Raw genomic sequence first — 23,379 nt, 5'->3', positions numbered from 1 at the left:
CCGCGTCCTCCCACCCGGTTCCCAGGAACTGGCCGCTTACTTCTTGTTAGTTCTCTGCCGATATGCTCCCGCTTCACGCGCGCCGCAATGCGCACCTTGGCAATAGGGCGCCTTTACAAGTTCAAGGGGTGCGCCCGGGGATTAAGGTGGACGGCCAACGGCGCCTGAGGGTAAGCATGATGCCGGTTTGTTCTGCTGCCGAACCGGCGTTAAAAGCATTGAGAGGGCGTTCAGTCAATGGAACAGGCGATCGTCACCGTTCAGAACCTCGCCGGCTTGGCGCAAAGCGCCCAGGCGGGCCTGCCGCTGGGCAAGGACGCCCTGCTGTTCGGCGAGGACGGCACGGTGCGGCTCAACCGCGACCGTTCGCCCTCACGCCACCATTTCTACCTGGACGGCCTGCTGTTCCACGTCTCGATCACGCCGCAGGATGAAAGCACCCTGTTCCAGATTTGGGCCGAGGTCGGCTTCCTGCCCTACACCATCGAGGCGCCCGAGAAGCGCGCCAAGCTGCAGTCCATCCTACGCGCCACGGCCAGCCTGCGCACCGCCCGCTTCATCGTCGATGAACAGCAGAAGGTGCTGGTGCTGAGCCAGCAGGACGTGCCGGGCCATGTCAGCCTGACCGACCTGATGTATGAAACGGTGCAGTTCATCCAGGAGGCGCGGCCCTACCTGCGCATCTTCGGCAGCTATCTGTGAATAAGAATAGGCGCCCGTACCTGACCGGAGTGCGCCATGCTTGAGATCATGCTGGGCGGCTTTATGCTCATCGCAATGGTCTTAATCGTGCTGGAATATTCCCTGCTTTTCATAGCTTTTCGTGTGCTGAAAAACGGTGCCGCACGAGTGGTGGCTCTCGGTCTATCCTTCGCTGCCGCATTAGGCGCCTACCACTTTATCGGCACCCTCACAGATTGGTTTACCAGTCACGAAGGCCGATTGCTCTACGCCATTCCAGCGGTCGGACCGGCTATCGGACTGGTCTTTCTTCTGGTCCGGTTCACCAAAAAACTCGATGCCATGGACGAACAGAATTCACAATAATTCCGCCTACCACAGCAGCTCGTAGCATCCAAAAATCAACCGCCGCCGGCTGGTCGCTTGGGGCTGAATAAACCAACCCCAGGACCTTTCGAAATCATCAATGATGCCCGCCGGCGCCCGCCTGCCCGCCGTTCGCCTGGCCGCCCCCCGCCTGCCCGTTGGTCGGCAGGATGAAGATCTGGCCGGGGTAGATCAGGTTGGGGTCGCGGATCTGGTCCTGATTGGCGTCGAAGATGGTGGTGTACTGGATGCCCTCGCCATAGAGGTGGCGGGCCAGGGTCCACAGGTTGTTGCCGGCCACCACCACCACGGCGCGGCTGTCGCTGTCGGCGATGGGCTGGCGCTCGAAGGTCACCTCGGCGCGGGCCGCCACCTTGCCATCGGCCCCCACCTGATCGACGCGCAGGGTGTAGCGGCCGGGGTCGACCAGGCGTTCCGGGGTGATGGACCAGCGGCCCTGCAGGTCGGCCGTGGCGTGGCCCACCAGCGTGTTGTCCAGGTACAGCTGCACCTCCGCCTTGGCCGGGGCGTCGCCACCCACGGTGACGGCGCCGGCGCGGTTGTAGTCGATGGTGTCGATGGCGACGGCCAGCGACTTGTCGGTCTTGACCGGGCTCTGCAGCACGCGGCTGCCGCCCCGGCGCGGGGTGACGACGGCCAGCGCCCCGCCGGTCTCGTTCTGCTTGCGGCCGGCGATGTCGCGCTTGGCGTCCGGCACCACCAGGGTCACCGTCTCATCCGCCGCGACCTCGGCGCCTTCCGCCGTCTTCATCTTCAGGGACAGGGTGCGGGAGCCGGGGGTCAGCGCCTGGGTGGGGGTCAGCACCCACTCGCCACGCTTGTCGGCGGTGACGGTACCCAATTCCTTGTCGCCGTCGGAGATGGTGACCGCGGCGCCCGGCATGGCGCGGCCGGCGATGACCGCCGTACCGTCGGGGCTGACGCGCACCACATCGAAGGTGGGAACCGCGCTGGGGCCGGACGGGGCCTCGGCCACGGCCGGGGCGGCGGTTTGCGTCGTGCCGGCGGTGCGGTCGGCCTGCATGTGGGACAAGCCCCAGACCAGCAGCGCCAGCGCGCCTACGCCGACGACGGCGGCAATGACCTTGTTCTGCGTCACAGTCGGTTCCTTTGTCATTGTCCCGGCGGCTGACCCCCGGCCGCCGATTCATGAGCCCCCCAAGCGATCCTGGGTACCATCCTGGGTGCGATCCCGGGTGCCGTTCCGGAATAGCCCGGTGGCACCCGCGCGATCAAGCCTGGAAGATCGCCGCGTCAGGCGAAAACGACCAAGCCCGCCACCAATCCCGCCGCGACGGCGGCCAGCACGCCCGCCCGCCACAGCGGAACCCAGCCGTGGCCCACGCCCGCCTCCCCCTCGCCGGGCAGGAAGGTAAGGCGTTTCCACCCCGTGACCATGGGGCGCACCAGGTTCTCGCGCTTGACCAGCAGATAGAACAGCACCGCCGCCACGTGGACGGCGACCACGATCTGGATCAGGCTGAAGTTGGCGTGGTGCAGCCGCCGCGCCAGCTTGGCGGCTGAGGCGCCGACGCGGTGGGCCAGCGGCCCCTCCTCCATCCCGTCGTCATCCACGGCGAACAGGCCAGTGCCCACCTGGGCCAGCAGCACCAGCAACAGGACGACCACGGCCCAGCCGCCCAGCGCGTTGTGTCCCCGTTGCGGCGGCAGCGGGCCGGGGCTCGCCATGTGCCGCAGGTGGCTGAGCACCGCCGCCGGCCCCTTCAGGAAATGGGCGAAGCGCGCCTGGTCGCTGCCCATCACCCCCCAGAACAGGCGGAACAGCAGCAGGGCCAGGGCGGCGTAGCCCAGCTTGAAATGCAGGGCGAGGTTGTCATGGGCGGCCGTCCACCACAGGCCGGCCAGATCGGCGACCAGCAGCCAATGGAACAGCCGGATGGGCAGGTCCCATACCGGGACGCCGCCCTTGCCCGCGGGCGTCATGCCCGGCTTACTTCTTCTGCCGGTAGGTTTCGTGGCATTGCTTGCAGGTGCCGCCCACGGCCTGCACCGCCTGGCCGATGGCGGCCTTGTCGGCGGTGGCCGGCAGGGCCAGGATCTTGTCCAGCGCCTGGGCCAGGTCGGTGAAGCCCTGGCGGAACTTGGCGTTCTCCTGCCAGATCACGGGCAGGGCCTCGCTTTCGCCCACCCCCACATCCGTGCCCTCGGTAAACTGGTCAGGCAGGCCCTTGGTCACGGCCTCCATGGCGGCGGCGGCGGCGGCCACGTCCTGGGCGGTGCCCTTGTCGTCCTTCAGGTAGCCCATGAAGACCTTCATGCCGCCGCCTAGCTTCTTCATGTCCTGCTGGCGGGCCTTGACGATTTCGGCCGGGTCCAGCGCGGCGTGGGCGACGCTGCCCCCCAGCAGGGCGGCGGCCAGGGCCAGGCCGGCGGCGACCCGCGCGGCGGAACCGGTGCGAAAGGCTTGCGGGACATCACGAAAAGCACGCGGCATTCTTCTCTCCTGCCCTGATTGTAACCACTTATCTCTATGGCCTTGCCCGCCACCCGTCCGGGCCGCCTAATGCCATCCGCCGCCTTGCACGGCCTGCCGGATGGCTTGCAGTCGGCCCGCAAGGATGGTGTAACGGGCCGTCACCCGTCCGGCAAGCCCCGCTGGCGGTCAGCGGACGGCGGCATCCCGGGCGGGGATAAGGGGATTACAGCCCATCCCGCCCGTTCCATAAGGATGAGAGGAATGTCCAAGGTGCGTAGCGTCTGTGTCTATTGCGGGTCCTCGGGCCAGGTGTCGGAGGAATACAAGAAGGCCGCCCACGACCTGGGCACCCTGATCGGCAACGCCGGCCTGCGGCTGGTCTATGGCGGCGGCCGCGTGGGCCTGATGGGCATCACCGCCGACGCCGCCCTGGCGGCGGGCGGCGAGGTGGTGGGCATCATCCCCGACCACATCCAGGTGCGCGAGGTCGACCACGGCGGCCTGACCGAACTGCACGTCGTGGACAGCATGCACACGCGCAAGCGCATGATGGTGGAGAAGTCCGACGCCTTCGTCGTCATGCCCGGTGGCCTGGGCACTCTGGACGAAGCGTTCGAGATCATCACCTGGCGCCAGCTGGGCCTGCACGACAAGCCGGTGGTCATCGCCAACATCGGCGGTTACTGGGATCCGCTGCGCGACCTGCTGACCCACATCCGCGCCACCGGTTTCGGCCGGGGCGAAATCGAGAGCTATTTCACCTTCGTCGACAGCGTCCACGCCATCCTGCCGGCCCTGCGCCGCGCGCCGGACGCCCAGCAGAAGATCGCGGTGGAACGGCTGTAGCCGGTTTCAAGGGCACGCGGCCCCGGTTTCATCGGGGGGACACCGTTGCGGGGACCGCACGCCGGTTCCCCGCCCCGCTTGCTTGATCGCCGGGCCCGAATGGGCTCTTATACCGGCCGTCCGATATACTGGTCGCCCAATCGCGGTCGTTTCTTACCCGGGAAACGGCTCTGGCATATCGAGGCGCGCTCAAACGCGGCGCCGGCTGTCATAAAAATTACCTATACGCAGAAGGCATTGAGAATGCAGAAGATCAAGGTTGCCAATCCCGTCGTCGAGCTTGATGGCGATGAGATGACCCGCATCATTTGGCAGTTCATCAAAGACAAGCTGATCCTGCCCTACCTCGACATCGACCTGAAGTACTACGATCTGGGCATCGAGCATCGCGACGCCACCAACGACCAGGTGACCGTGGACGCGGCTGAGGCCATCAAGAAGTACGGCGTGGGCGTGAAGTGCGCGACCATCACCCCGGACGAGGCCCGCGTGGCCGAGTTCAGCCTGAAGAAGATGTGGAAGTCGCCCAACGGCACCATCCGCAACATCCTGGGCGGCACCGTCTTCCGTGAGCCCATCATCTGCAAGAACGTGCCGCGCCTGGTGCCGGGCTGGACCAAGCCCATCGTCATCGGCCGCCACGCCTTCGGCGACCAGTACCGCGCCACCGACTTCAAGGTGCCCGGCGCCGGCAAGCTGACCATGACCTTCACCCCCGACGACGGCGGCGAGGCCATCACCTACGACGTGTTCAAGTTCCCCGAGGCCGGCGTGGCCATGGGCATGTACAACCTGGACGAATCGATCGCCGGCTTCGCCCGCGCCTGCTTCAACTACGGCCTGCAGCGCGGCTATCCGGTGTACCTGTCCACGAAGAACACCATCCTCAAGGCCTATGACGGCCGCTTCAAGGACATCTTCCAGGAAATCTTCGACGCCGAGTTCGCCGAGCGGTTCAAGGCCAAGGGCATCGTCTACGAGCACCGCCTGATCGACGACATGGTCGCCTCCGCCCTGAAGTGGGACGGCGCCTTCGTCTGGGCCTGCAAGAACTACGACGGCGACGTGCAGTCCGACACCGTGGCCCAGGGCTTCGGCTCGCTGGGCCTGATGACCTCGGTACTGCTGACCCCCGACGGCAAGACCGTAGAGGCCGAGGCCGCCCACGGCACGGTGACCCGCCACTATCGTGAGCACCAGAAGGGCCGCCCCACCTCCACCAACCCCATCGCCTCCATCTTCGCGTGGACGCAGGGCCTGGCCTATCGCGGCCGGTTCGACGGCACGCCGGAGGTCACCAACTTCGCCAAGACGCTGGAGAAGGTGTGCGTGGAGACGGTCGAGTCCGGCTTCATGACCAAGGACCTGGCCATCCTGATCGGCCCGGACCAGCCCTGGCTGACTACCCAGGACTTCCTGGCCAAGCTGGACGAGAACCTGCGCAAGGCCATGGGCTTCGACGCCTGAGGCCTATCAACGGTTGCGATGTGACAGAAACGCCGGGCGGCACACCACCGCCCGGCGTTTTCTTTTGGCTGGCGTATTCATCGACTCAGCCGGCCTTGAGCACCTGGGCCACTTGGTCCGGCATGGCGGCGATGACCTTCAAGTAGGACAGGGTCGGGCCGTCAGGTCGAGCGCGTCCCTGTTCCCAATCTCGTAGGGTACCTACGGGGATGCCGTAGCGATTGGCGAACTTGTTCTGGGACAGGCCGGTCGCCTTGCGGATGCGCGCGACTTGGCCAGCGACAAGGCCGCGAGAGAATTCCTCGTCCGTCATGGGCACGGCATCGGGGTCCGCCTCGGCCGCCGCCGTCACCTCGTCATCGCTCAGACCGTCCAAAGCCTGAAAGTCCGGTTGGGGAAGCGTATAGGGTTCCGTACGTCCATCGGGGAAGACGCGCACGAAGGAGCCATCCGCCAAGCGCTTAAAGGAGATGGGCATGGTATCGCCTGGTTTCCCGGTCATTCGCCTTCCTCACACTGATGAAGCGGTAGACGCCATCGCGCTCAGTGAAAACCGCTACCCAAACCCGCCCCGCGACTTGACCATGGCATTGGACGCGCACCTCGCCATATAGGGCCCTGGTATCAACAACATCCAACCGGCGCTCGTCCAGAACCACCAAGGCACCGAAGGCCAGGGGAACACGGTGTTTCAGTTGATTGGCCGCATCCTTGGCCGGGTCGATCTCAAAGTTCATCAACGAACCCAGCCATAAGTCGCGGGTATCATATCAATGTGCGGATATCCCGTATAGCGATTAAGCCGCCATCACCGCATGATCGGCTGACCGGGCCCCAAAAGCAAAACCCCCGCCGTCGCCGGCGGGGGTTCGCTTGATTCCGTGTGAGGACCAGTGTCTCAGGCCATGACCAGCTTGCGCTCGTCATCCCGCTTCTTGGCGGGCTGGTAGGCCATCTGCGCGTGTTCGCGGCAATAGGGCATGCCGGGCAGCGAGGGGCAGCCGCAGAAATGGAAATCGGCGTGCTTGGGGTCGCCCACCGGCCATTTGCACATGCGCTCGTTCAGCGACAGGATGGTGGCGCCGCGCGTGGGCTTCTTCTTGATGGGCGACGGCCGGCCCGAGAGGCCCAGCCGGTGCGCCTTGCCGATCACCGCATTGCGGGTCACGTTGCCCAGCAGGTCGGCGATCTCGCTGGCGCTCATGCCCTGGCCCCACAGCTGGCGCAGGCGCTCGATACGCTCGTCAGTCCAACTCATCGACGCTTTTTCTTCTTCCATCGAAGCCCTCGCTCCTTAGCCCCCGAGATCGGCGGGCGCGCAAAAACATGCCGTCACCGCCGAGCGTCCCGCTCCAGCAGTCGATACCGGGAAATTTCCCATCAACAAGATTTGGTATCGAGATGCGTGTGACACTACCAAACTTGCCAAAGCCTGAACAGGTGATTCCGACTCGTTTTTTGACCGCGGATACAGAATCCACATCGAAGATCCGCAGGCAGCCTGGGGAAACCCGCCGCCCCTCCCCTTAGTGGGTATATCCCAGGAACAGCCACTATTCCTAGCGGGCCCACTCTCGTTCATCCCCTATTAAAGGGGAGTTAAGAGGGAACGGGCGCCCTCCAAAATGGCGACGGGCATGGGAGCGATCCCATGCCCGCCTGCTTACGCGCCCCCTTACTGGCCGGCGGCGGCGGAGAAGCCGTTGGCGCCGTCGAAGGTGTAGAGGTTGGAGCTCTGGACGAAGTCCAGGCCTTCCTTGGCGACGCGGGCCAGCAGCTCGGCCACCTGGCCGTGCTTCAGCTCATCGGCGCCGTCGGCCATGACGCGGCAGCGCCAATGGTCGGTGCAGAAGGTTTCCGGCGCGCCGTCCGGCCACACCTTCTGGCCGCGGTTGGACACCATCACCAGCTTCAGGCCGGCGGGGATCAGCGGCTGGAACAGCGCGGCCATGTCGTCGCCGGTGCCGCCCTTGCGCTCCAGGAACACGTCCACGCCCACCAGCTTCTTGGTCTGGGCCGGGGCGCCCTTAAGGGCGATGCCGCTGAAGCTGCTGGCGACGCCGGCCGGGTAGCTGGCGGGCACCAGGGTGGCCGGGCGATCGCCCAGGCGGTCGATCAGGTTGGCGGCGAAGTCACGGGTGCCGATGCGGGCCTTGCTGACGCCGCGCTTGAAAATGTCGACGGTGTGGATGCCGTCCTCGATCATCTTCAGCCAGGCGTTATGGATGCGCTCAGCCGCTTCCGACTGGCCGATGTGGACCAGCATCATGACCGAGGCCAGCAGCAGGCCCGAGGGGTTGGCGATACCCTTGCCGGCGATGGTGGGGGCGGAGCCGTGGATGGCCTCGAACATGGCGCACTGGTCACCGATGTTGGAGGAACCGGCCAGGCCGACCGAGCCGGTGATCTGGGCGGCGATGTCGGAGATGATGTCGCCGTACAGGTTCAGGGTGACGATGACGTCGAAGTGCTCCGGCGTGTCCGCCAGGCGGGCGGCGCCGATGTCGACGATCATGCTCTCCGCCTCGATGTCCGGATACTCGGCGGCGATCTCGTCGAAGACCCGATGGAACAGGCCATCGGAGATCTTCATGATGTTGTCCTTCACGAAGGCCGTCACCTTGCGGCGATGGTTGGCCCGCGCGTATTCGAAGGCGTAACGGATGATCTTTTCCGAACCGGGGCGGGAGATCAGCTTCACCGCCTGGGTCACGTCCTGCGTCTGGCGGTATTCGATGCCGGCATACAGGTCTTCCTCGTTCTCGCGCACGATGACCACGTCCATGGACGGGTGCTTGGTGGCGACGAAGGGGGAGTAGGAGACGCAGGGGCGGATATTGGCATACAGGCCCAGGGCGCCGCGGATGGTCACGTTCAGCGACTTGTAGCCGCCGCCCTGCGGGGTGGTGATCGGGGCCTTCAGGAACACCTTGGTGCGGCGGAGGCTTTCCCAGGCGCTGGGCTCCATGCCGTTCATGATGCCCCGGCGATAGACGCTCTCGCCGATCTGGATTTCCTCATACTCGAGGTTGGCGCCGCTGGCGGCCAACACCTCAAGGGTGGCGTCCATGATCTCGGGGCCGATACCGTCGCCGCGCGCGATGGTGATCTTGGTCGGAGAATTCATCTTCTCTTTCATCCTTGGCACTAGCACCTTTCCCCAACCATCGGGGGACATGGCGCGGTTTGGGGGGCGCGGTTTGGGGCACGGTCTGGGAAGGCCGCCCGCGTCCGGCTCAAAATCTTTGAGCCCGCGCGGACACTATGCCGGGACGCCCGGCGCGGCAACTGTGCTTTGGGCGTCCCTGCCCCCCTGCACTTGCGTGGGTGGGTGCCAAGAAACGTTAATAAATCAATGGCTAAGTTCCCGCATGCCCGCCTCCAGCCCCTGCAGGGTCAAAGGGTACATGCGGCCTTCCATCAAATTTTTAATTAGGCCGATGCTGGCGGTGTAGGGCCAGTACCCTTCGCTGACCGGGTTCAGCCAGATGGCGCGGCGGTAGACGTCCAGCAGCCGCCGCAGCCACACCTGCCCCGCCTCCTGGTTCCAGTGCTCCACCGCGCCGCCGGCGTGGGTGATCTCATAGGGGCTCATGCTGGCGTCGCCCACGAAGATCAGCTTGTAGTCCGCCGGGTAGGTGTGCAGAACGTCGACGGTCGACATCTGCTCCGTCCGCCGGCGGCGGTTATCCTTCCACACGCCCTCATAGACGCAATTGTGGAAGTAGAAATACTCCAGATGCTTGAATTCCCCCTTGGCGGCGGAGAACAGCTCCTCGCACAGGCGGATGTGGTCGTCCATGGAACCGCCCACGTCCAGGAACAGCAGCACCTTGACCGCGTTGTGCCGTTCGGGGCGCAGCTTCAGGTCCAGATGGCCGGCGTTGGCCGCCGTGGCGCGGATGGTGTCGGGCAGGTCCAGCACCTCGGCCGCCCCGGTACGGGCGAACTTGCGCAGGCGGCGTAGCGCCACCTTGATGTTGCGGGTGCCCAATTCCACCGTGTCGTCCAGGTTGCGGAACTCGCGCCGGTCCCAGACCTTCACGGCGCGGCGGTGGCGGCTGCCCTCCTGCCCGATGCGCACGCCCTCCGGATTGTAGCCATAGGCGCCGAAGGGCGAGGTACCGGCCGTCCCGATCCACTTGGACCCGCCCTGGTGGCGGCCGTGCTGCTCCTTCAGGCGCTGGGCCAGCGTCTCCATCAGCTTTTCCCAGCCGCCCAGTGCCTGGATCTGCGCCTTCTCCTCCTCCGTCAGGTGCCGCTCGGCCAGCTTGCGCAGCCAGTCTTCCGGCAACTCGCGCGCGGCGACATCGCCACCATCCCCGGCCACCGCCCCTTCCAGCCCTTTGAAGACCTGGCCGAAGACGACGTCGAAGCGGTCCAGGTTGCGCTCATCCTTCACCAGGATGGTGCGGGACAAATGGTAGAAGTCCTCCACGCTGTAGCCCGCGACATGCGCGGACATGGCCTCCATCAAGGCCAGATACTCCCGCAAGGTCACGGGAATTCGGGCCTGGCGCAGCTGGAAGAAGAAGGTGCTGAACATGGGGCCAGTCTACGCGACGGCGGGCCCGGGGGCCAGGGGGTGCGGGGCCAAGGGGGCGTGGGGCCAAGGGCGCGCGGGGCGGCTGCATTCCACCTGAATTTCCACGTAGGATTGGCGGCGCCCATACCGTATAGGTAGCATCCCTTCCCCGGCCTCGCGCTCCGGTCCCAGTTCGCCGTTGAAAAGTTCCCCGGCCCAAAGACTCCCCTGCCAAAAGCCCCCCGCCCAAGGTTATCCAGCATGAGATCGAAATGGCATAGGACAGGCGGGGCGGGGACCGTTGGATGGTAGCGGTCACGCGCCGAAAGGGCCGGGTGTCTGACGGCACGGCGGGCCTTCTTCTGTGTCTGGTCCTGGTCCTTTGCCTGGCATGCCCGGCACGGGCCGGCCACCTGACCATCGACATGATGGTGGGCAGCCGGGACAAGCACACCGCCTGGAGCGCCCTGCTCGACCGCTTCGCCGCCGCCAACCCGGACATCCAGATCACCCATCGCGAAGTGCCCATGGACCTCTACTGGCAGCGGGTTGGCGCCAGGGCCGGCGGGCCTGACGCGCCGGATGTCGCGTTCTGGGATTCGGGCAAGGCGTTGCGGGACGGCTATGTCCGGCGGATGGTGGCGCCCCTGCCCCCGGATCTGGCCCGGCTGGTGCGCGACCGGTTCAGCCCGCCGGCCGTCGATGCCGTCACCGTGGGCGCCAAGGTCGTGGCCGTGCCCCTGTCGACCTACCCCTGGGGCTTCTTTTACCGCAAATCCCTGTTCCAGCGTCTGAACCTGGCGCCGCCCCGCACCTGGGAAGAGTTGCTGGCCGTGGCGGCGCACCTGAAGGCTGCGGGGGTCACCCCCTTCGCCTATGGTGCGCAGGAGAACTGGCCGCTGTTCGCCTGGTTCGACTACCTGGACCTGCGTCTGAACGGGCTGGACTTCCATCGTCGCCTGCTGGCGGGCCAAATCCCCTTCACCGACCCGGCCGCGCACGCGGTGATGGCGCGATGGAGGCTGCTGCTGGACCGGGGATACTTCCACGTGCCCCAGCCCGGGGACAACTGGCGCGATACCCTGCCCTATTTCTATCACCAGCAGGTGGGCATGCTGTTGCTGGGCGGGTTCGCCGCCATGCACTTCTCGCCCCTGGTGCGCGATGACGTGGGCTTCATTCCCTTCCCCACGCTGACCCCCGGCATGCCCCGCTATGAGGACGCGCCGCAGGACGTGCTGGTGGTGGCCCCCCGGGCCGCCGCGCGGCCCGAGGTTCAGCGCTTCGTGCGCTTCCTGGCGGAGACGGCGGAACTGGACCGTTTCAACACCGATCTCGCCATGGTGTCACCGCTGCGCGATGGGCAGAGGGACACGGGCCCCGCACCGGCGGGCGCCGGCACCTTCTTCGAGAACGCGGGGCGGCAGGTGCTGGAGGATGCGGCCGGCTTCGCCGCCTACTTCGACCGCGACGCCACCGCGCCGCTGACCGCGGCGGCCGGCCGCATCTTCCGCCGCTTCATGGCCCCGCCGTACGACATCGACGCGGCCCTGGCGGAGCTGGAACACGCCAGGACGCAGGAGACCGGGGCGGTGCAGTTGGGCGGGCACTGAGGTTGCCAGGGGCGCCGCGATCTCGAGGCGGCACCGCCGGCACCCAGTCTGCAAGCCCCCCCTTGTCCTCAGCGCACGAGCACCTGCGCCGCCTCCTTGGTCTTGTCCATGGCGGCAGCCACCTGGCTGATGGCGGCGGAAATGGCCGTGACGTTGGTCGTCACCGTGGAGACGGCGCTGGAGGCGCTGTGCATGTTGGTGGACATGCTGCGCGTGACGGCGCTCTGTTCCTCCACGGCGGCGGCCGTGCCGGACACATGCTCACGCACGGTGGACACCGCCTCACGGATGGCGTTCAGGGCGCCCGCGACCTCGGCGGAGGTGGACTGTATCCCTTCGATTTCCCCCGAAATCTGCTCGGTGGCCTTGGCAGACTGGTTGGCCAGGTTCTTGACCTCGCTGGCCACGACGGCGAAGCCCTTGCCCGCCTCGCCGGCGCGGGCCGCCTCGATGGTGGCGTTCAGAGCCAGCAGGTTGATCTGGCCGGCGATGTTGTTGATCAGCCCGACGATGCCGTTCATGGCCTGGGCCGCCGCCGCCAGCCGGTCGGTGCTTTCACCCACCTGCACGGTGCGGTCGAACGCGCTGTCGGTGGCGGTGCGGGCGCGCGACATGCTCTGCGAGATCTCGGCGATGGAGGCCGCCAGCTCCTCGGCGCTGGCCGCCACCATCTGCACGCTGCTGGCCGTGGTGCCCGCCGCGACCCCGGCCGACGAGGCCTCGCGCGTCGACTGGCCGATCGCCCGTTCAATCTCGCCGAAGTTCTGGTCGATCAGGACCTTCAGGTTGTTCAGGAGGTTGACCTGCGCCGTCACGTCCACAGCGAATTTCACGACCTTGGTCACCTGGCCCTTTTCATCGAAGATCGGGTTGTAGGCACCCTCGATCCAGACGGCCTTGCCGGACTTGGAGACGCGCTTGAACTGCGCGGCCTTGAACTCGCCGCGTTTCAGCGATTCCCAGAACTGGCGGTACTCCGCCGTGGCGCCGTAGTCGCGATCGACGAACATCTGATGATGCTTGCCCACGACCTCCTCCAGGCGATACTCCATGACCGCCAGGAAATTGTCGTTGGCCTTGGTGATGATGCCGTCGGTGGTGAATTCGATGACGGCCTGCGACCGGCGGATGGCGGCGATCTGCCCGGCGTAATCCAGGTTCTCAAGCCGCTCCTTGGCGTCCGCCCATTCGACCACGAAGCCGATGCGCCGGCCGCCCTCATTCAGCGGCGTGACCAGCAGGTCGAACTGGTGGCTGGCGACCTTGATGGTGGCGGCGTGAGGCTTGGCCAGCTTGGCCAGCATGCCCCGCTGATGCGCCGGGTCCTTATGGAAGATGTCGATGTTGCTGCCCACCAGGCGGTCCACGTTGAGACGCGGCAATTCCTTGCGCAGGTCCTGCTCCACATCCCGAAGCAAGGCGACCACGGATGGATTGACGTAGACGATATTGAGATCCTCGTCCGCCACCATCACCTTGGCGCGAAGGGCGTCAATGGCCGCGATTTTACGATTGATGGCGCCGTTGTTTTTTGAAAATCCAAACATCTCTCTTCCCCGCTTTCCTGTTGTGCCGCTTTTTTTTCCAGCCCAAGAAGTCGGCATCGTGGCAGTGCATGCGCCGGGGCGGGCCGCGTTCATTCAGGAACGCCTCCCACCCCGGACCCTGGTCCTAAGTCATTCCCGCCTCACGCGGCGCGGATTTCGCGCAGGAAGGTGTCAACCTGCTGCTTGAGCAGTTCGCCGTTCTTGCTGAGATCGTTGGCCGCCGTGTGCACCTCCCCGGCTGCGCCCCCGGTCTCCTGCGCCGCGTCGCTGACGCGCGAGATGGTCTGGCTGACGTCGCTGGTCCCCTGGGCCGCCTGCTGGACGTTGCGCGTGATCTCATTGGTGGTGGCGGCCTGTTCCTCCACCGCCGAGGCGATGGTGGTGGCGGCCTGGTCGACCTGGTTGATGATCTCCACGATGCCCTGGATCGACTGGGCCGAGGTTTCCGTGGCCGCCTGCATGCCTGCGATCTGCGCCCGGATCTCCTCCGTGGCCTGGGCCGTCTGGGTGGCCAGGGACTTCACCTCGGACGCGACGATGGCGAAGCCCTTGCCGGCATCTCCGGCGCGGGCCGCCTCGATGGTGGCGTTCAGGGCCAGGAGATTGGTGCGGCTGGCGATGTCGTTGATCAGGGTCACCACCTCGCCGATGCGCTGGGCCGATTGCATCAGGCCCTGCACTTCCTCATTGGTCCGCCCGGCCTGGCCGACGGCGCTGGAAATCATCTGGCTGGACCGCGAGACCTGCAGGGTGATTTCCTGGATGGAGGCGGACAGTTCTTCCGTCGCCGCCGCCACCGTCTGCACATTCTGTGTCGCCTGCATGGAGGCGGCGGCAACGGTGCCCGCCTCACGCGCCACATGACCGGAAGAGGAATTCAGGGTCTGCGCCGTGGCCAGCAGTTCCGTGGCCTGGGCCGTCACGCCGTTGACGATGCCACCCACCCGGCTTTCGAAGGCGCCGGCCAGGTCCAGCATCGCCTGCCGGCGCTCTTTCTCCGCGCGCTGCTTCAGCGCCTCCTGCTCCGTCCGCAGCCGGTCCGCCTCCAGCATGTTGTCCTTGAAGACCGCGACGGCCCGGGCCATGCCGCCGACCTCGTCCTCGCGGTCACGGGCCGGTACCTCCACCCGAGTGTCGCCATCCGCCAAGCGCTGCATCACGGCGGTCATGCCGACGATGGGCGAGGCCACCGACCGGGTCAGGCCCCAGGCCATGACGACGGCGAGAAGGATGGACAGGCCGCTGCTGACCAGCGCGACGGTCATGGCCGTCGTAAGCGCGTCGGCCTGGATCGTCGCCCGCTGCGCCAGCAGGTCGCGCTCCACCTTGTCGATCTCCGCCACCTTGGCGCGGATGGGATCCATATGCACCTTGCCGATGCCGCTGGCCGCCAGCTTGCGCGCCTGCTCGATGGTTTCCGGCTTGGCCATCAGCCCGATTTCCGCGTCCGCCACCTCTTGCCGCCACGCTTGCTCCAGCCGGCGCAACTCATCCAGGCGCGCCTGCTGCGCGGCGTTGTCCGCGGTCAGGGACTTGACCTCCGCGAACGCCGCCTCGAACGCCACCTGACCCTTCTGATACGGCTCCAGGAACTTGGCGTCGGCACCGATCAGATAGCCGCGCAGGCCAGATTCCCGATCGACCATGGCCGCCATGACGTGGCCAAGCCGTTCCAGCACCTTGTAGGTATGGTCGGTCCACTGCGTCGTGTCGCGAATGGTGGATAGCGCCCGGTAGTTGATGCCCGAGGCGATCAAGGTGATGGCGACGATGATCGTGAAAGCGGCCGCCAGCTTCCGCCCGACCTTCATGCTGGATAGTAAGTTCATCGTTTCGAGCCTGAGGGGTTAATCCGAAGGCGGACAGGATTGCCTCTTAGGCATTAAGGAAACGCTAACGCACACAACGAAGCAAAGTGAATTTTGTATATTCGTAAGTATACATGGAAAAATTATAGCCCAAATCTCTAGCCTTTATTTATTCTCTCTCTCGCAATAACTGCATTATATATTTGTATTTCGGAAGTAAACGAAAATGAAACCGGTTGCACTCCGAGAGAATTCAAAATGCATCGGTGAGTAAATATATTGTATACAGGATAAATTATCGGAAAATGCACGGACCCCCTGCCTGCAGCCAGCCCGCGGCGTACCTCCAAGGATGTCAGGGGCTCTGCGTGGTCGCCTCAGGCCGCAACAGGCGGGCCATACGCACGGGCGAGGGTTCGGTGGGATCGCGATAGGCGCGGTGCAAGGCCGCCACTGGGCGATAGGCGCTGGCGGCCAGGCTCTGGCCGATGACGATCAGCCGGGCTACGGCAGCGGTCCGCATCCGATCCCTCTGCGCTGCCAGATCAGCGGGCAGGCCTGCCAGCAGGGCGCCGGCGTAGCGGGTGTAAAGCCCCAGATCCCGCCCCCCGCCCCGGCCATCGAAGGCCTGCAGTTCCAGGATCGTGCCGGGCGGGGTTTCAGCCCCAACTAGCGTTTCAGGGACAGGCACCGATTTGGGTGTCCACAGCGCCTGATACCCCGCCACGCAGGTGGCCGTGGGCACCGGCGTTGGATGCGCCGGCATCAGGCCCAGCATCCGGGCGAAGGAGGGAAGCCGGTCCACCACCGGGGCGGCGTTCACCGCGTCGGCGCACACCATCTCCAGCCCCAAACCGGCCCCGGCATAGGCGACCTGGGGCACCGCCGCCAATCCGCCCAGCAAGAACGCCACCATCCACCGCCGCATGACACCGGCAACCATGACCGGAATCCTTCGCTCACTGTTGAGATGTCAACAGTGATAGCGCAAACACATGGGACTGTGCTGTGATGAATGTTGCAGTGCACACATGTTGGTGCCGCCGTCTGCCCTCAGGAAGGCTGGAAGTCCACCATTTCCACATTCAACCGTGCCCAAGGCTGGGGAGATTTGCGTCAGAAGCAAACATCGCAGCGCAGCATGGCGCCCGGCCTCAATCCCGCTCCCGCCGCGCCAGAAAGGCCAGGCGCTCGAACAGATGCACGTCCTGCTCGTTCTTCAGCAGGGCGCCATGCAGCGGCGGGATGGATTTCTTCACGTCGCGCTGGCGCAGCACCGCCGGGTCGATGTCCTCGATCATCAGCAGCTTGATCCAGTCCAGCAGTTCGGAGGTGGAGGGCTTCTTCTTCAGGCCCGGCACCTCGCGCACCTCATAGAACAGGGTCAGGGCGTCGCGCAGCAGGTCTTGTTTGAGATTGGGGAAGTGCACATCGACGATGCGGGCCATGGTTTCCGCATCGGGGAAGCGGATGTAGTGAAAGAAGCAGCGGCGCAGGAAGGCGTCCGGCAGTTCCTTCTCGTTGTTCGACGTGATGATGACCACCGGCCGCTGCCGTGCCTTGATGGTCTGCCCCGTCTCGTAGACGAAGAATTCCATGCGGTCGAGTTCCTGCAGCAGGTCGTTGGGGAACTCGATGTCCGCCTTGTCGATCTCATCGATCAGCAGCACGGGGGCCACGTCGGCCTCGAACGCCTCCCACAGCTTGCCCTTGCGGATGTAGTTGGCGATGTCGTTGACGCGGGCGTCGCCCAACTGGCCATCGCGCAGGCGGCTGACGGCGTCGTACTCGTACAGGCCCTGCTGCGCCTTGGTGGTGGACTTCACATGCCATTGCAGCAGCGGCCGGCCCAGGGCGTTCGCCACCTCCTGCGCCAGCACGGTCTTGCCCGTGCCCGGCTCCCCCTTCACCAGCAGGGGGCGCTGCAAGGTGACGGCGGCGTTGACGGCGACCCGCAGGTCATCGGTGGCGACGTAATTCTCCGTCCCTTGGAATTTCATGGTCGTGTTCCCTCAGGCGCCGGGCGGGCGCATCCGCGCCCTTGGCTTGTCCTCACTTTTCAGTCCGCTACGCTACCCGAAAAGTTCCGGCGGACGCAGTCGCGTCCTACAGCGGCATGAGAAAATTCTCATACCGCTGCTTGAGGAGTAGCGATTAGCCGGCGAGCGCCGCTTCGACCGCCGCCACGGCGGCGTCGGCCTTGTCGGGCTCGCTGCCGCCGGCCTGGGCCATGTCGGGGCGGCCGCCGCCGCCCTTGCCGCCCACGGCCGCCGCCGCGAGCTTCACCAGATCGACGGCGTTGAAGCGGCCCGTCAGGTCGGCGGTCACGGCGGCCACCAGGGTCACCTTGCCTTCGCCCTTGGCCACCAGCAGGACGATGCCGCTGCCGATCTGGCCCTTGATCTCATCGGCCAGGGGCTTCAGGTCTTTGGCCTCGATGCCGTCCAGCACGCGGGCCGACAGCTTAACGCCGTTGATCACCTTTTCCGGCGTGGCGGCGGCACCGCCGCCCCCGCCCAGGGCCAGCTGGCGCTTCAGGTCGGCCACTTCCTTTTCCAGGCGGCGGCGCTCCTCCACCAGGGTGGCGACGCGGGCCGGCACCTCCGCGGCGGAAACCTTCAGGGCACCGGCGGCGGCCAGCAGGCGACCCTCCTGCCCTTCCAGGTACTCGAAGGCGCCCCGGCCGGTCAGCGCCTCGATACGGCGCACGCCGGCGGAGACGGCCCCCTCCGACACGATCTTGAACAGGCCGATGTCGCCGGTGCGGCGCACGTGGGTGCCGCCGCACAGTTCCACGGAGTACTGGCGGTTCTGGCCCTCGTCCTGGCCACCCATCGAAACCACGCGGACCTCGTCGCCGTACTTTTCGCCGAACAGGGCCATGGCGCCTTGCTCGATGGCCTCGGCCGGGGTCATCAGGCGGGTGACGACCTCGCTGTTGCCCAGGATGCGGGCGTTCACCGCCGCCTCGACCACGCGCACGTCGTCGTCCGACAGCGGCGTCGGCTGGCTGATGTCGAAGCGCAGGCGCTCCGCCGACACCAGCGAGCCCTTCTGCGTGACATGCTCGCCCAGGCGCTGGCGCAGGGCTTCGTGCAGCAGGTGGGTGGCGGAATGGTTGGCGCGGATGTCGCCCCGGCGGCGGCCGTTGACGCGCAACTCCACCAACTGGCCCGGGGCCAGGGTGCCGTGGGTGACGGTGCCGATGTGGGCGAAGACGGCGCCCAGCTTCTTCTGCGTGTCGCTGATGGCCACCTCGACGCCACCGGCGCCGAAAATGACGCCGCTATCGCCCACCTGGCCGCCGGACTCACCATAGAACGGCGTCTGGTTCACCAGGACAATGACGTCCTGGCCGGCGGTCGCCTTGTCCAGCTTGTTGCCCTGCCGGTCCAGCACCGCCGTGACCTTGCCCTCGGCGTTCTCGGTGTCATAGCCCAGGAACTCGGTGGCGCCCAGCTCATCCTTCAGCTCGAACCACACGCGCTCGGTCGCGGCCTCGCCGCTGCCGGCCCAGGCCTTGCGCGCCTCGGCCCGCTGGCGCTCCATGGCGGCGGTGAAGCCATCGACCTCGACCGTGCGGTTGCGGCCGCGCAGCACGTCCTGCGTCAGGTCCAGGGGGAAGCCGTAGGTGTCGTACAGCTTGAACGCCACCTCGCCGGGCAGAGGCTGGCCGGCGCCCAGCTTGTCCTCTTCCTCGTCCAGCAGCTTCAGGCCGCGATCCAGCGTCTGCTTGAACCGGGTTTCCTCCAGCCGCAGGGTTTCGGTAATCAGGGCCTGGGCGCGCTGCAACTCGGTATAGTGGCCGCCCATCTCGCGCACCAGCGCGGGGACCAGCTTGTGCATCACCGGATCGCGGGCGCCGATCATGTGGGCGTGGCGCATGGCGCGGCGCATGATGCGGCGCAGGACATAGCCGCGCCCCTCGTTCGCCGGCAGCACACCATCGGCGATCAGGAAGGAGGAGGCGCGCAGATGGTCGGCGATGACGCGGTGCGACACGGCGTGCGCGCCGGACGGATCGCTGTTGGTGGCATCGGCCGACGCCTCGATCAGCGCGCGCATCAGGTCGGTGTCGTAATTGTCGTGCACGCCCTGCAGCACCGCCGCCAGACGCTCCAGCCCCATGCCGGTGTCGATGGAGGGCCGGGGCAAGGACACCCGCTCCTCCTTCGTCACCTGCTCATACTGCATGAACACCAGGTTCCAGATTTCGATGAAGCGGTCGCCGTCCTGGTCCGGGCTGCCGGGCGGGCCGCCGGGGATGCCCTCGCCATGGTCGTAGAAAATCTCGGAGCACGGGCCGCAGGGACCGGTGTCACCCATGGCCCAGAAATTGTCGGCCGTGGGGATGCGGATGATGCGGTCGTCCGACAGGCCGGCCACCTTCTTCCACAGGCCGTGCGCCTCGTCATCGGTGTGGTAGACCGTGACCAGCAGCTTGTCCTTGGGCAGGGCGAAGGTCTTGGTGATCAGGTTCCAGGCCAGCTCGATGGCGTCGGCCTTGAAATAATCGCCGAAGGAGAAGTTGCCCAGCATCTCGAAGAAGGTGTGGTGCCGGGCGGTGTAGCCCACATTCTCCAGGTCGTTATGCTTGCCGCCGGCGCGCACGCACTTCTGCGAGGTGGTGGCCCGGGTGTAGGGGCGCACCTCGTTGCCGGTGAAGACGTTCTTGAACTGTACCATGCCGGCGTTGGTGAACATCAACGTCGGGTCGTTGCGCGGCACCAGCGGGCTGGACTCCACCTCCGTGTGGCCGTTCTTCACGAAGTAGTCCAGGAAAGCGGAGCGGATCTCGTTGGCGGTCTTCATCGGGCAACAGCCTTAAGCATGCGACGGAACACCCCGGGGCGCGAAACACCGGGACAGGGTTTGTAGCGTGTGGATACGGGGGCTGTCCATGGGATGGGGCGATGACATGCCCTGGGCGCGCGGCTTTTCACCGCTTTCCATTCCCGATGGGCCCCGCCGCCCCCTGTCAACTGGACAATCGACGGGCCGGTTGATCGATGGAACTGCGCAAAAGCCCGTCAGACCAACAGCAAGGTGTTGTTCGGCGTGGCGACGACCGTGGGCGCGGTGGGAACGGTGGGGGTGGTGCCGGCGGCCAGGGACTGGTCGGCGGCGTCCACCTGCTTGGCGGCGTCGGCGATGTCTTGGGCGCTGTGGTCGGGATCCTCTGGATCGCCGGGCTTGCGCTTGCGGTCCAGGACATTCCTGGCCTGGGCGTAGACGCTGCGCGCCTGGGCCATCAGGGTGCGGACGTTGCCCATGAACTCCATGCGTTCTTTCCGCGCCGCCAGGTCCGTTTCACCGTCAGGGACCTGGATGATGCCGGCCTTGTCGGTCTTGCCGTCATTGGCCGCAGCCTGGGCGTCGCCCGTCTGCAGGGTGGCATTGGCGCCGGCCGTGGTGGCAGCTTGAGTGGTGGCAGCCTGGGCAGCAGCGGCCTGGGTGGAAGTGGTCGGGGCCTGGCCGGTGCCGGCGGCGGTGGCCTGGATTTGGGCGGCGTCGCTGCCCACGCCGGCGATGTCGGTAGCGGCACCACCCGTGCTGGCCCCGCTGGTGCCCGAAGCGCCGGTGGCGGCGGAGGAGTCGCCGCCGGTGGCGCCGACCGAGGCGCCGTCCTTCACGGCGCCAGCATATTCCTGCGCGGCGGAGCCCAGGGACTTGGCCACGTCCGCCGCCTCGCGCGCGATGCGGGCGGCGGCCTGCTTGTCGCCCATGGCGGCGGCCAATTGCGCGCGCATGCGCAGGGCCTTCAGCTGGCGCTTGGCGTTGTCGACCTTATCCTGGGCGGCCTTCTTGTCGTTGTCGGCGGACTTCTGCTTCAACTGCTTGTCCAACTGGGTGGCGTCGGACTGCAGTTTGGTCAGCTTCTTCAGGGTCTTTTCATCGACGAAGGCGCCGATGGCCCCGGCGGTGTCACCCTTCTGCAGGGCGGCGGCAACCTTTTCAGCGGTGGTTTTGGGGGCGTTGGCGGTGGACGCGCCACCGAACAGCGACGTCTGCTGCGTCACCGAGGAAGCCAGGCTTTGCGCCTGGGAATAGCCGTATGCGCCTGTGGTCGAAACCATCATCCGCCCCCCATTTTGGGTCCCGTGATTTTCGCATTCATGCGATCGGTTCGGATGATACGCCTTTGATCTCAGTTCTGCAATTAAGCGGCCTTACACCTTTGGGGGTGGAGCGGGTAAAATGCGGACGGAGCGCGAGGAAGTGCCGCCATGACTGTGCACGAAGTCACCCCCGGGCCCGACACCTGGGCCCTGCTGCCCGGCGCCCAGTTCGCCGACGCCTTTCGCCTGACGCTGCCGTCCGGCGGGGCCGTCATCGATGCCCCGGCCGCGGCCCAGCGCATGATGGGCACCTCCCCCGCCTGGGTGCGGCGGCTGATGGCCCTGCGCAACGCCATCGTGGCGCCCCTGGGGCTGAAGGCGCCCCGGCCGCCGGCGGCGTCGGAGGCCTCGCGCGCCGGCCACATCGGCATCTTCCCCATCCTGAGCAGCGGGCCGGACCGGGTGGTGCTGGGCATGGCGGACAAGCACCTGGATTTCCGCGCCGTGGTCGATGTGCGCCAGGATGCCGGCGGCTGCCAAGTCACCGCCACCACGGTGGTGCGCACCCACAACTGGCTGGGCCGCGCCTACCTCACCCTGATCATGCCCTTCCACCGCCTGGTGGTACGCACCATGCTGGGCCAGGTGGCGGGGCCCTGAGCCTGTCCGCAGGCAAATGACCCAGACAAGGAAAAGGCGGACCGTCCCCGGCCCGCCTTTCCTTCATCCGCCTGTCCCGGAGGCGCCGATCACTCGGGGCTGTCGGCGTCGCCGTCGGCCTCGGGGGAGCCCACCATCATGGCACCAGCCACCAGGCCGGCGTTGGCGCGGACCTTTTCCTCGATGGCTTTGGCGATGGCCGGGTTGGTGCGCAGGAACTGCTTGGCGTTCTCGCGGCCCTGGCCGACGCGCTGGCCGTCATAGGAGAACCAGGCGCCCGACTTCTCCACCACGCCGGCCTGGATGCCCAGGTCGATCAGCTCGCCCACCTTGGACACGCCCTCGCCGTACATGATGTCGAACTCGACCACGCGGAACGGCGGGGCCAGCTTGTTCTTCACCACCTTCACGCGGGTCTGGTTGCCGACGACGTTGTCGCGGTCCTTGATGGCGCCGATGCGGCGGATATCCAGGCGGATGGAGGCGTAGAACTTCAGCGCGTTACCGCCGGTCGTCGTCTCCGGGTTGCCGAACATCACGCCGATCTTCAGGCGGATCTGGTTAATGAAGATGACCAGGCAGTTGGACTTGGAGATGGACGAGGTCAGCTTGCGCAGCGCCTGGCTCATCAGGCGGGCCTGCAGGCCGACGTGGCTGTCGCCCATCTCGCCTTCCAGTTCGGCGCGCGGCACCAGGGCCGCCACCGAGTCCACCACCAGCACGTCGATGGCACCGGAGCGCACCAGCGTGTCGGTGATCTCCAGGGCCTGTTCACCGGCGTCGGGCTGGGAGACCAGCAGGTCGTCCACGTTCACGCCCAGCTTGCGGGCGTAGGACGGGTCCAGCGCGTGCTCGGCATCGACGAAGGCGCAGGTGCCGCCGGCCTTCTGGGCCTCGGCGATGGCATGCAGCGCCAGCGTGGTCTTGCCCGAGCTTTCCGGCCCGTAGATCTCGATGATGCGGCCGCGCGGCAGGCCGCCGATGCCCAACGCAATGTCCAGGCCCAGGGAGCCGGTGGAGATGGCATCCACCTCCATCGACGCCTCCTTGGCGCCGAGCTTCATGATGGAGCCCTTGCCGAACGCGCGTTCGATCTGGCCGAGAGCGGCGTCGAGGGCCTTTTGCTTATCCATGGGTGTTTCTACCAGACGAAGTGGTGCCGACATCTTGCTGTCCCCCTCTTGTCGCATACGGCCAACGGGCGTTCAACGGCTGTGGTGAGGGAGAACGTACATGGTCTGTTCTGGTCTGGAAAGAGGGTTTGTTGATCTTTTGTTCTTTTTTGTTCTTGTTATGATGCCCTCTGGCGCCGGACACCGGCATCCGCCGGCTGGGCTTCCTCGCATTTC

At 66.2% G+C, this 23,379-nt stretch carries 21 protein-coding genes; 6 read left to right on the top strand and 15 right to left on the bottom strand.

What is annotated here, in order from left to right; all coding sequences use genetic code 11:
• The first annotated feature begins 237 nt into the window (after nt 1-237).
• Together P5F91_RS12660 and P5F91_RS12655 are read left to right on the top strand one after the other, a co-directional pair.
• Nucleotides 238-702 (top strand): hypothetical protein, encoded by a 465-nt coding sequence (locus P5F91_RS12660; RefSeq protein WP_040849383.1) that lies wholly within the window; start codon nt 238-240, stop codon nt 700-702.
• Between the two features lie 36 nt (nt 703-738).
• Nucleotides 739-1,047 carry a hypothetical protein gene (locus P5F91_RS12655; protein ID WP_145609593.1) on the top strand — a complete coding sequence of 103 codons (309 nt, stop codon included), beginning with the start codon at nt 739-741 and terminating at the stop codon, nt 1,045-1,047.
• Nucleotides 1,048-1,144: 97 nt separating this feature from the next.
• Here P5F91_RS12655 and P5F91_RS12650 read toward each other — a convergent pair whose 3' ends face one another.
• From P5F91_RS12650 to P5F91_RS12640, 3 genes are all read right to left on the bottom strand, one after another.
• Nucleotides 1,145-2,167 carry a LysM peptidoglycan-binding domain-containing protein gene (locus P5F91_RS12650; RefSeq protein WP_277907328.1) on the bottom strand — a complete coding sequence of 341 codons (1,023 nt, stop codon included), beginning with the start codon at nt 2,165-2,167 and terminating at the stop codon, nt 1,145-1,147.
• 155 nt (nt 2,168-2,322) lie between these two features.
• Nucleotides 2,323-3,012, bottom strand: coding sequence for a cytochrome b/b6 domain-containing protein (locus P5F91_RS12645; RefSeq protein ID WP_277907327.1), 690 nt, complete (start codon nt 3,010-3,012; stop codon nt 2,323-2,325).
• 7 nt (nt 3,013-3,019) lie between these two features.
• Nucleotides 3,020-3,523, bottom strand: coding sequence for a c-type cytochrome (locus P5F91_RS12640; RefSeq protein ID WP_277907326.1), 504 nt, complete (start codon nt 3,521-3,523; stop codon nt 3,020-3,022).
• A 243-nt stretch (nt 3,524-3,766) separates the two neighbouring features.
• On the opposite strand from P5F91_RS12640, the gene P5F91_RS12635 reads away from it, so the two are divergent.
• Together P5F91_RS12635 and P5F91_RS12630 are read left to right on the top strand one after the other, a co-directional pair.
• Entirely contained in the window at nt 3,767-4,351 is a 585-nt protein-coding gene (locus P5F91_RS12635) for an LOG family protein (RefSeq protein WP_145609597.1), read from the top strand.
• Nucleotides 4,352-4,594: 243 nt separating this feature from the next.
• Complete coding sequence (locus tag P5F91_RS12630; RefSeq protein WP_277907325.1) at nt 4,595-5,818, top strand: NADP-dependent isocitrate dehydrogenase; 1,224 nt, start codon at nt 4,595-4,597, stop codon at nt 5,816-5,818.
• An 85-nt stretch (nt 5,819-5,903) separates the two neighbouring features.
• Here the strand turns inward: P5F91_RS12630 and P5F91_RS12625 are convergent, their stop codons facing one another.
• The 5 genes from P5F91_RS12625 to P5F91_RS12605 form a co-directional block, all read right to left on the bottom strand.
• Entirely contained in the window at nt 5,904-6,296 is a 393-nt protein-coding gene (locus P5F91_RS12625; RefSeq protein WP_277907324.1) for a helix-turn-helix domain-containing protein, read from the bottom strand.
• Nucleotides 6,280-6,555: a BrnT family toxin gene (locus P5F91_RS12620; protein WP_145609600.1), complete on the bottom strand. Its 276-nt coding sequence runs from the start codon at nt 6,553-6,555 to the stop codon at nt 6,280-6,282. Before P5F91_RS12620 ends, P5F91_RS12625 begins: the two co-directional genes overlap by 17 nt.
• A 161-nt stretch (nt 6,556-6,716) precedes the next feature.
• Entirely contained in the window at nt 6,717-7,076 is a 360-nt protein-coding gene (locus P5F91_RS12615; RefSeq protein WP_004272076.1) for a GcrA family cell cycle regulator, read from the bottom strand.
• A 417-nt stretch (nt 7,077-7,493) separates the two neighbouring features.
• On the bottom strand, nt 7,494-8,945 hold the full coding sequence (locus tag P5F91_RS12610) for an NADP-dependent isocitrate dehydrogenase (RefSeq protein WP_145609601.1): 1,452 nt from the start codon (nt 8,943-8,945) through the stop codon (nt 7,494-7,496).
• A 225-nt stretch (nt 8,946-9,170) separates the two neighbouring features.
• Nucleotides 9,171-10,364 (bottom strand): vWA domain-containing protein, encoded by a 1,194-nt coding sequence (locus tag P5F91_RS12605; RefSeq protein ID WP_145609602.1) that lies wholly within the window; start codon nt 10,362-10,364, stop codon nt 9,171-9,173.
• A 314-nt stretch (nt 10,365-10,678) separates the two neighbouring features.
• Between P5F91_RS12605 and P5F91_RS12600 the strand changes: the two genes are divergently transcribed.
• Complete coding sequence (locus P5F91_RS12600) at nt 10,679-11,956, top strand: ABC transporter substrate-binding protein (protein ID WP_277907323.1); 1,278 nt, start codon at nt 10,679-10,681, stop codon at nt 11,954-11,956.
• 68 nt (nt 11,957-12,024) lie between these two features.
• On the opposite strand, the gene P5F91_RS12595 is transcribed toward P5F91_RS12600, so the two are convergent.
• From P5F91_RS12595 to P5F91_RS12570, 6 genes are all read right to left on the bottom strand, one after another.
• Nucleotides 12,025-13,503 carry a methyl-accepting chemotaxis protein gene (locus P5F91_RS12595; RefSeq protein ID WP_277907322.1) on the bottom strand — a complete coding sequence of 493 codons (1,479 nt, stop codon included), beginning with the start codon at nt 13,501-13,503 and terminating at the stop codon, nt 12,025-12,027.
• Between the two features lie 140 nt (nt 13,504-13,643).
• The gene (locus P5F91_RS12590) at nt 13,644-15,332 is read right to left on the bottom strand and encodes a methyl-accepting chemotaxis protein (RefSeq protein WP_277907321.1); all 1,689 of its coding nucleotides are present in this window, start codon (nt 15,330-15,332) and stop codon (nt 13,644-13,646) included.
• Between the two features lie 334 nt (nt 15,333-15,666).
• Nucleotides 15,667-16,254 carry a hypothetical protein gene (locus P5F91_RS12585; RefSeq protein ID WP_277907320.1) on the bottom strand — a complete coding sequence of 196 codons (588 nt, stop codon included), beginning with the start codon at nt 16,252-16,254 and terminating at the stop codon, nt 15,667-15,669.
• Nucleotides 16,255-16,465: 211 nt separating this feature from the next.
• Nucleotides 16,466-17,311 carry an AAA family ATPase gene (locus P5F91_RS12580; protein WP_277907319.1) on the bottom strand — a complete coding sequence of 282 codons (846 nt, stop codon included), beginning with the start codon at nt 17,309-17,311 and terminating at the stop codon, nt 16,466-16,468.
• Between the two features lie 154 nt (nt 17,312-17,465).
• Nucleotides 17,466-20,123 carry an alanine--tRNA ligase gene (gene alaS / locus P5F91_RS12575; protein ID WP_145609607.1) on the bottom strand — a complete coding sequence of 886 codons (2,658 nt, stop codon included), beginning with the start codon at nt 20,121-20,123 and terminating at the stop codon, nt 17,466-17,468.
• A gap of 218 nt (nt 20,124-20,341) precedes the next feature.
• Nucleotides 20,342-21,391: a hypothetical protein gene (locus P5F91_RS12570; protein WP_145609608.1), complete on the bottom strand. Its 1,050-nt coding sequence runs from the start codon at nt 21,389-21,391 to the stop codon at nt 20,342-20,344.
• Nucleotides 21,392-21,538: 147 nt separating this feature from the next.
• Here P5F91_RS12570 and P5F91_RS12565 point away from each other — a divergent pair, with 147 nt between their 5' ends.
• Nucleotides 21,539-22,030, top strand: a complete 492-nt coding sequence (locus P5F91_RS12565) for a DUF2867 domain-containing protein (RefSeq protein WP_145609609.1) — start codon at nt 21,539-21,541, stop codon at nt 22,028-22,030.
• Nucleotides 22,031-22,119: 89 nt separating this feature from the next.
• Here P5F91_RS12565 and recA read toward each other — a convergent pair whose 3' ends face one another.
• The gene (gene recA / locus P5F91_RS12560) at nt 22,120-23,196 is read right to left on the bottom strand and encodes a recombinase RecA (protein WP_145609610.1); all 1,077 of its coding nucleotides are present in this window, start codon (nt 23,194-23,196) and stop codon (nt 22,120-22,122) included.
• Between the last annotated feature and the right edge of the window lie 183 nt (nt 23,197-23,379).

This window comes from Nitrospirillum amazonense (assembly GCF_029594735.1).
In the GTDB taxonomy this organism is placed as follows: domain Bacteria; phylum Pseudomonadota; class Alphaproteobacteria; order Azospirillales; family Azospirillaceae; genus Nitrospirillum; species Nitrospirillum amazonense.
The sequence above is the reverse complement of the archived record's forward strand: the minus strand, read 5'-3'. Positions and strand labels throughout refer to the sequence as shown.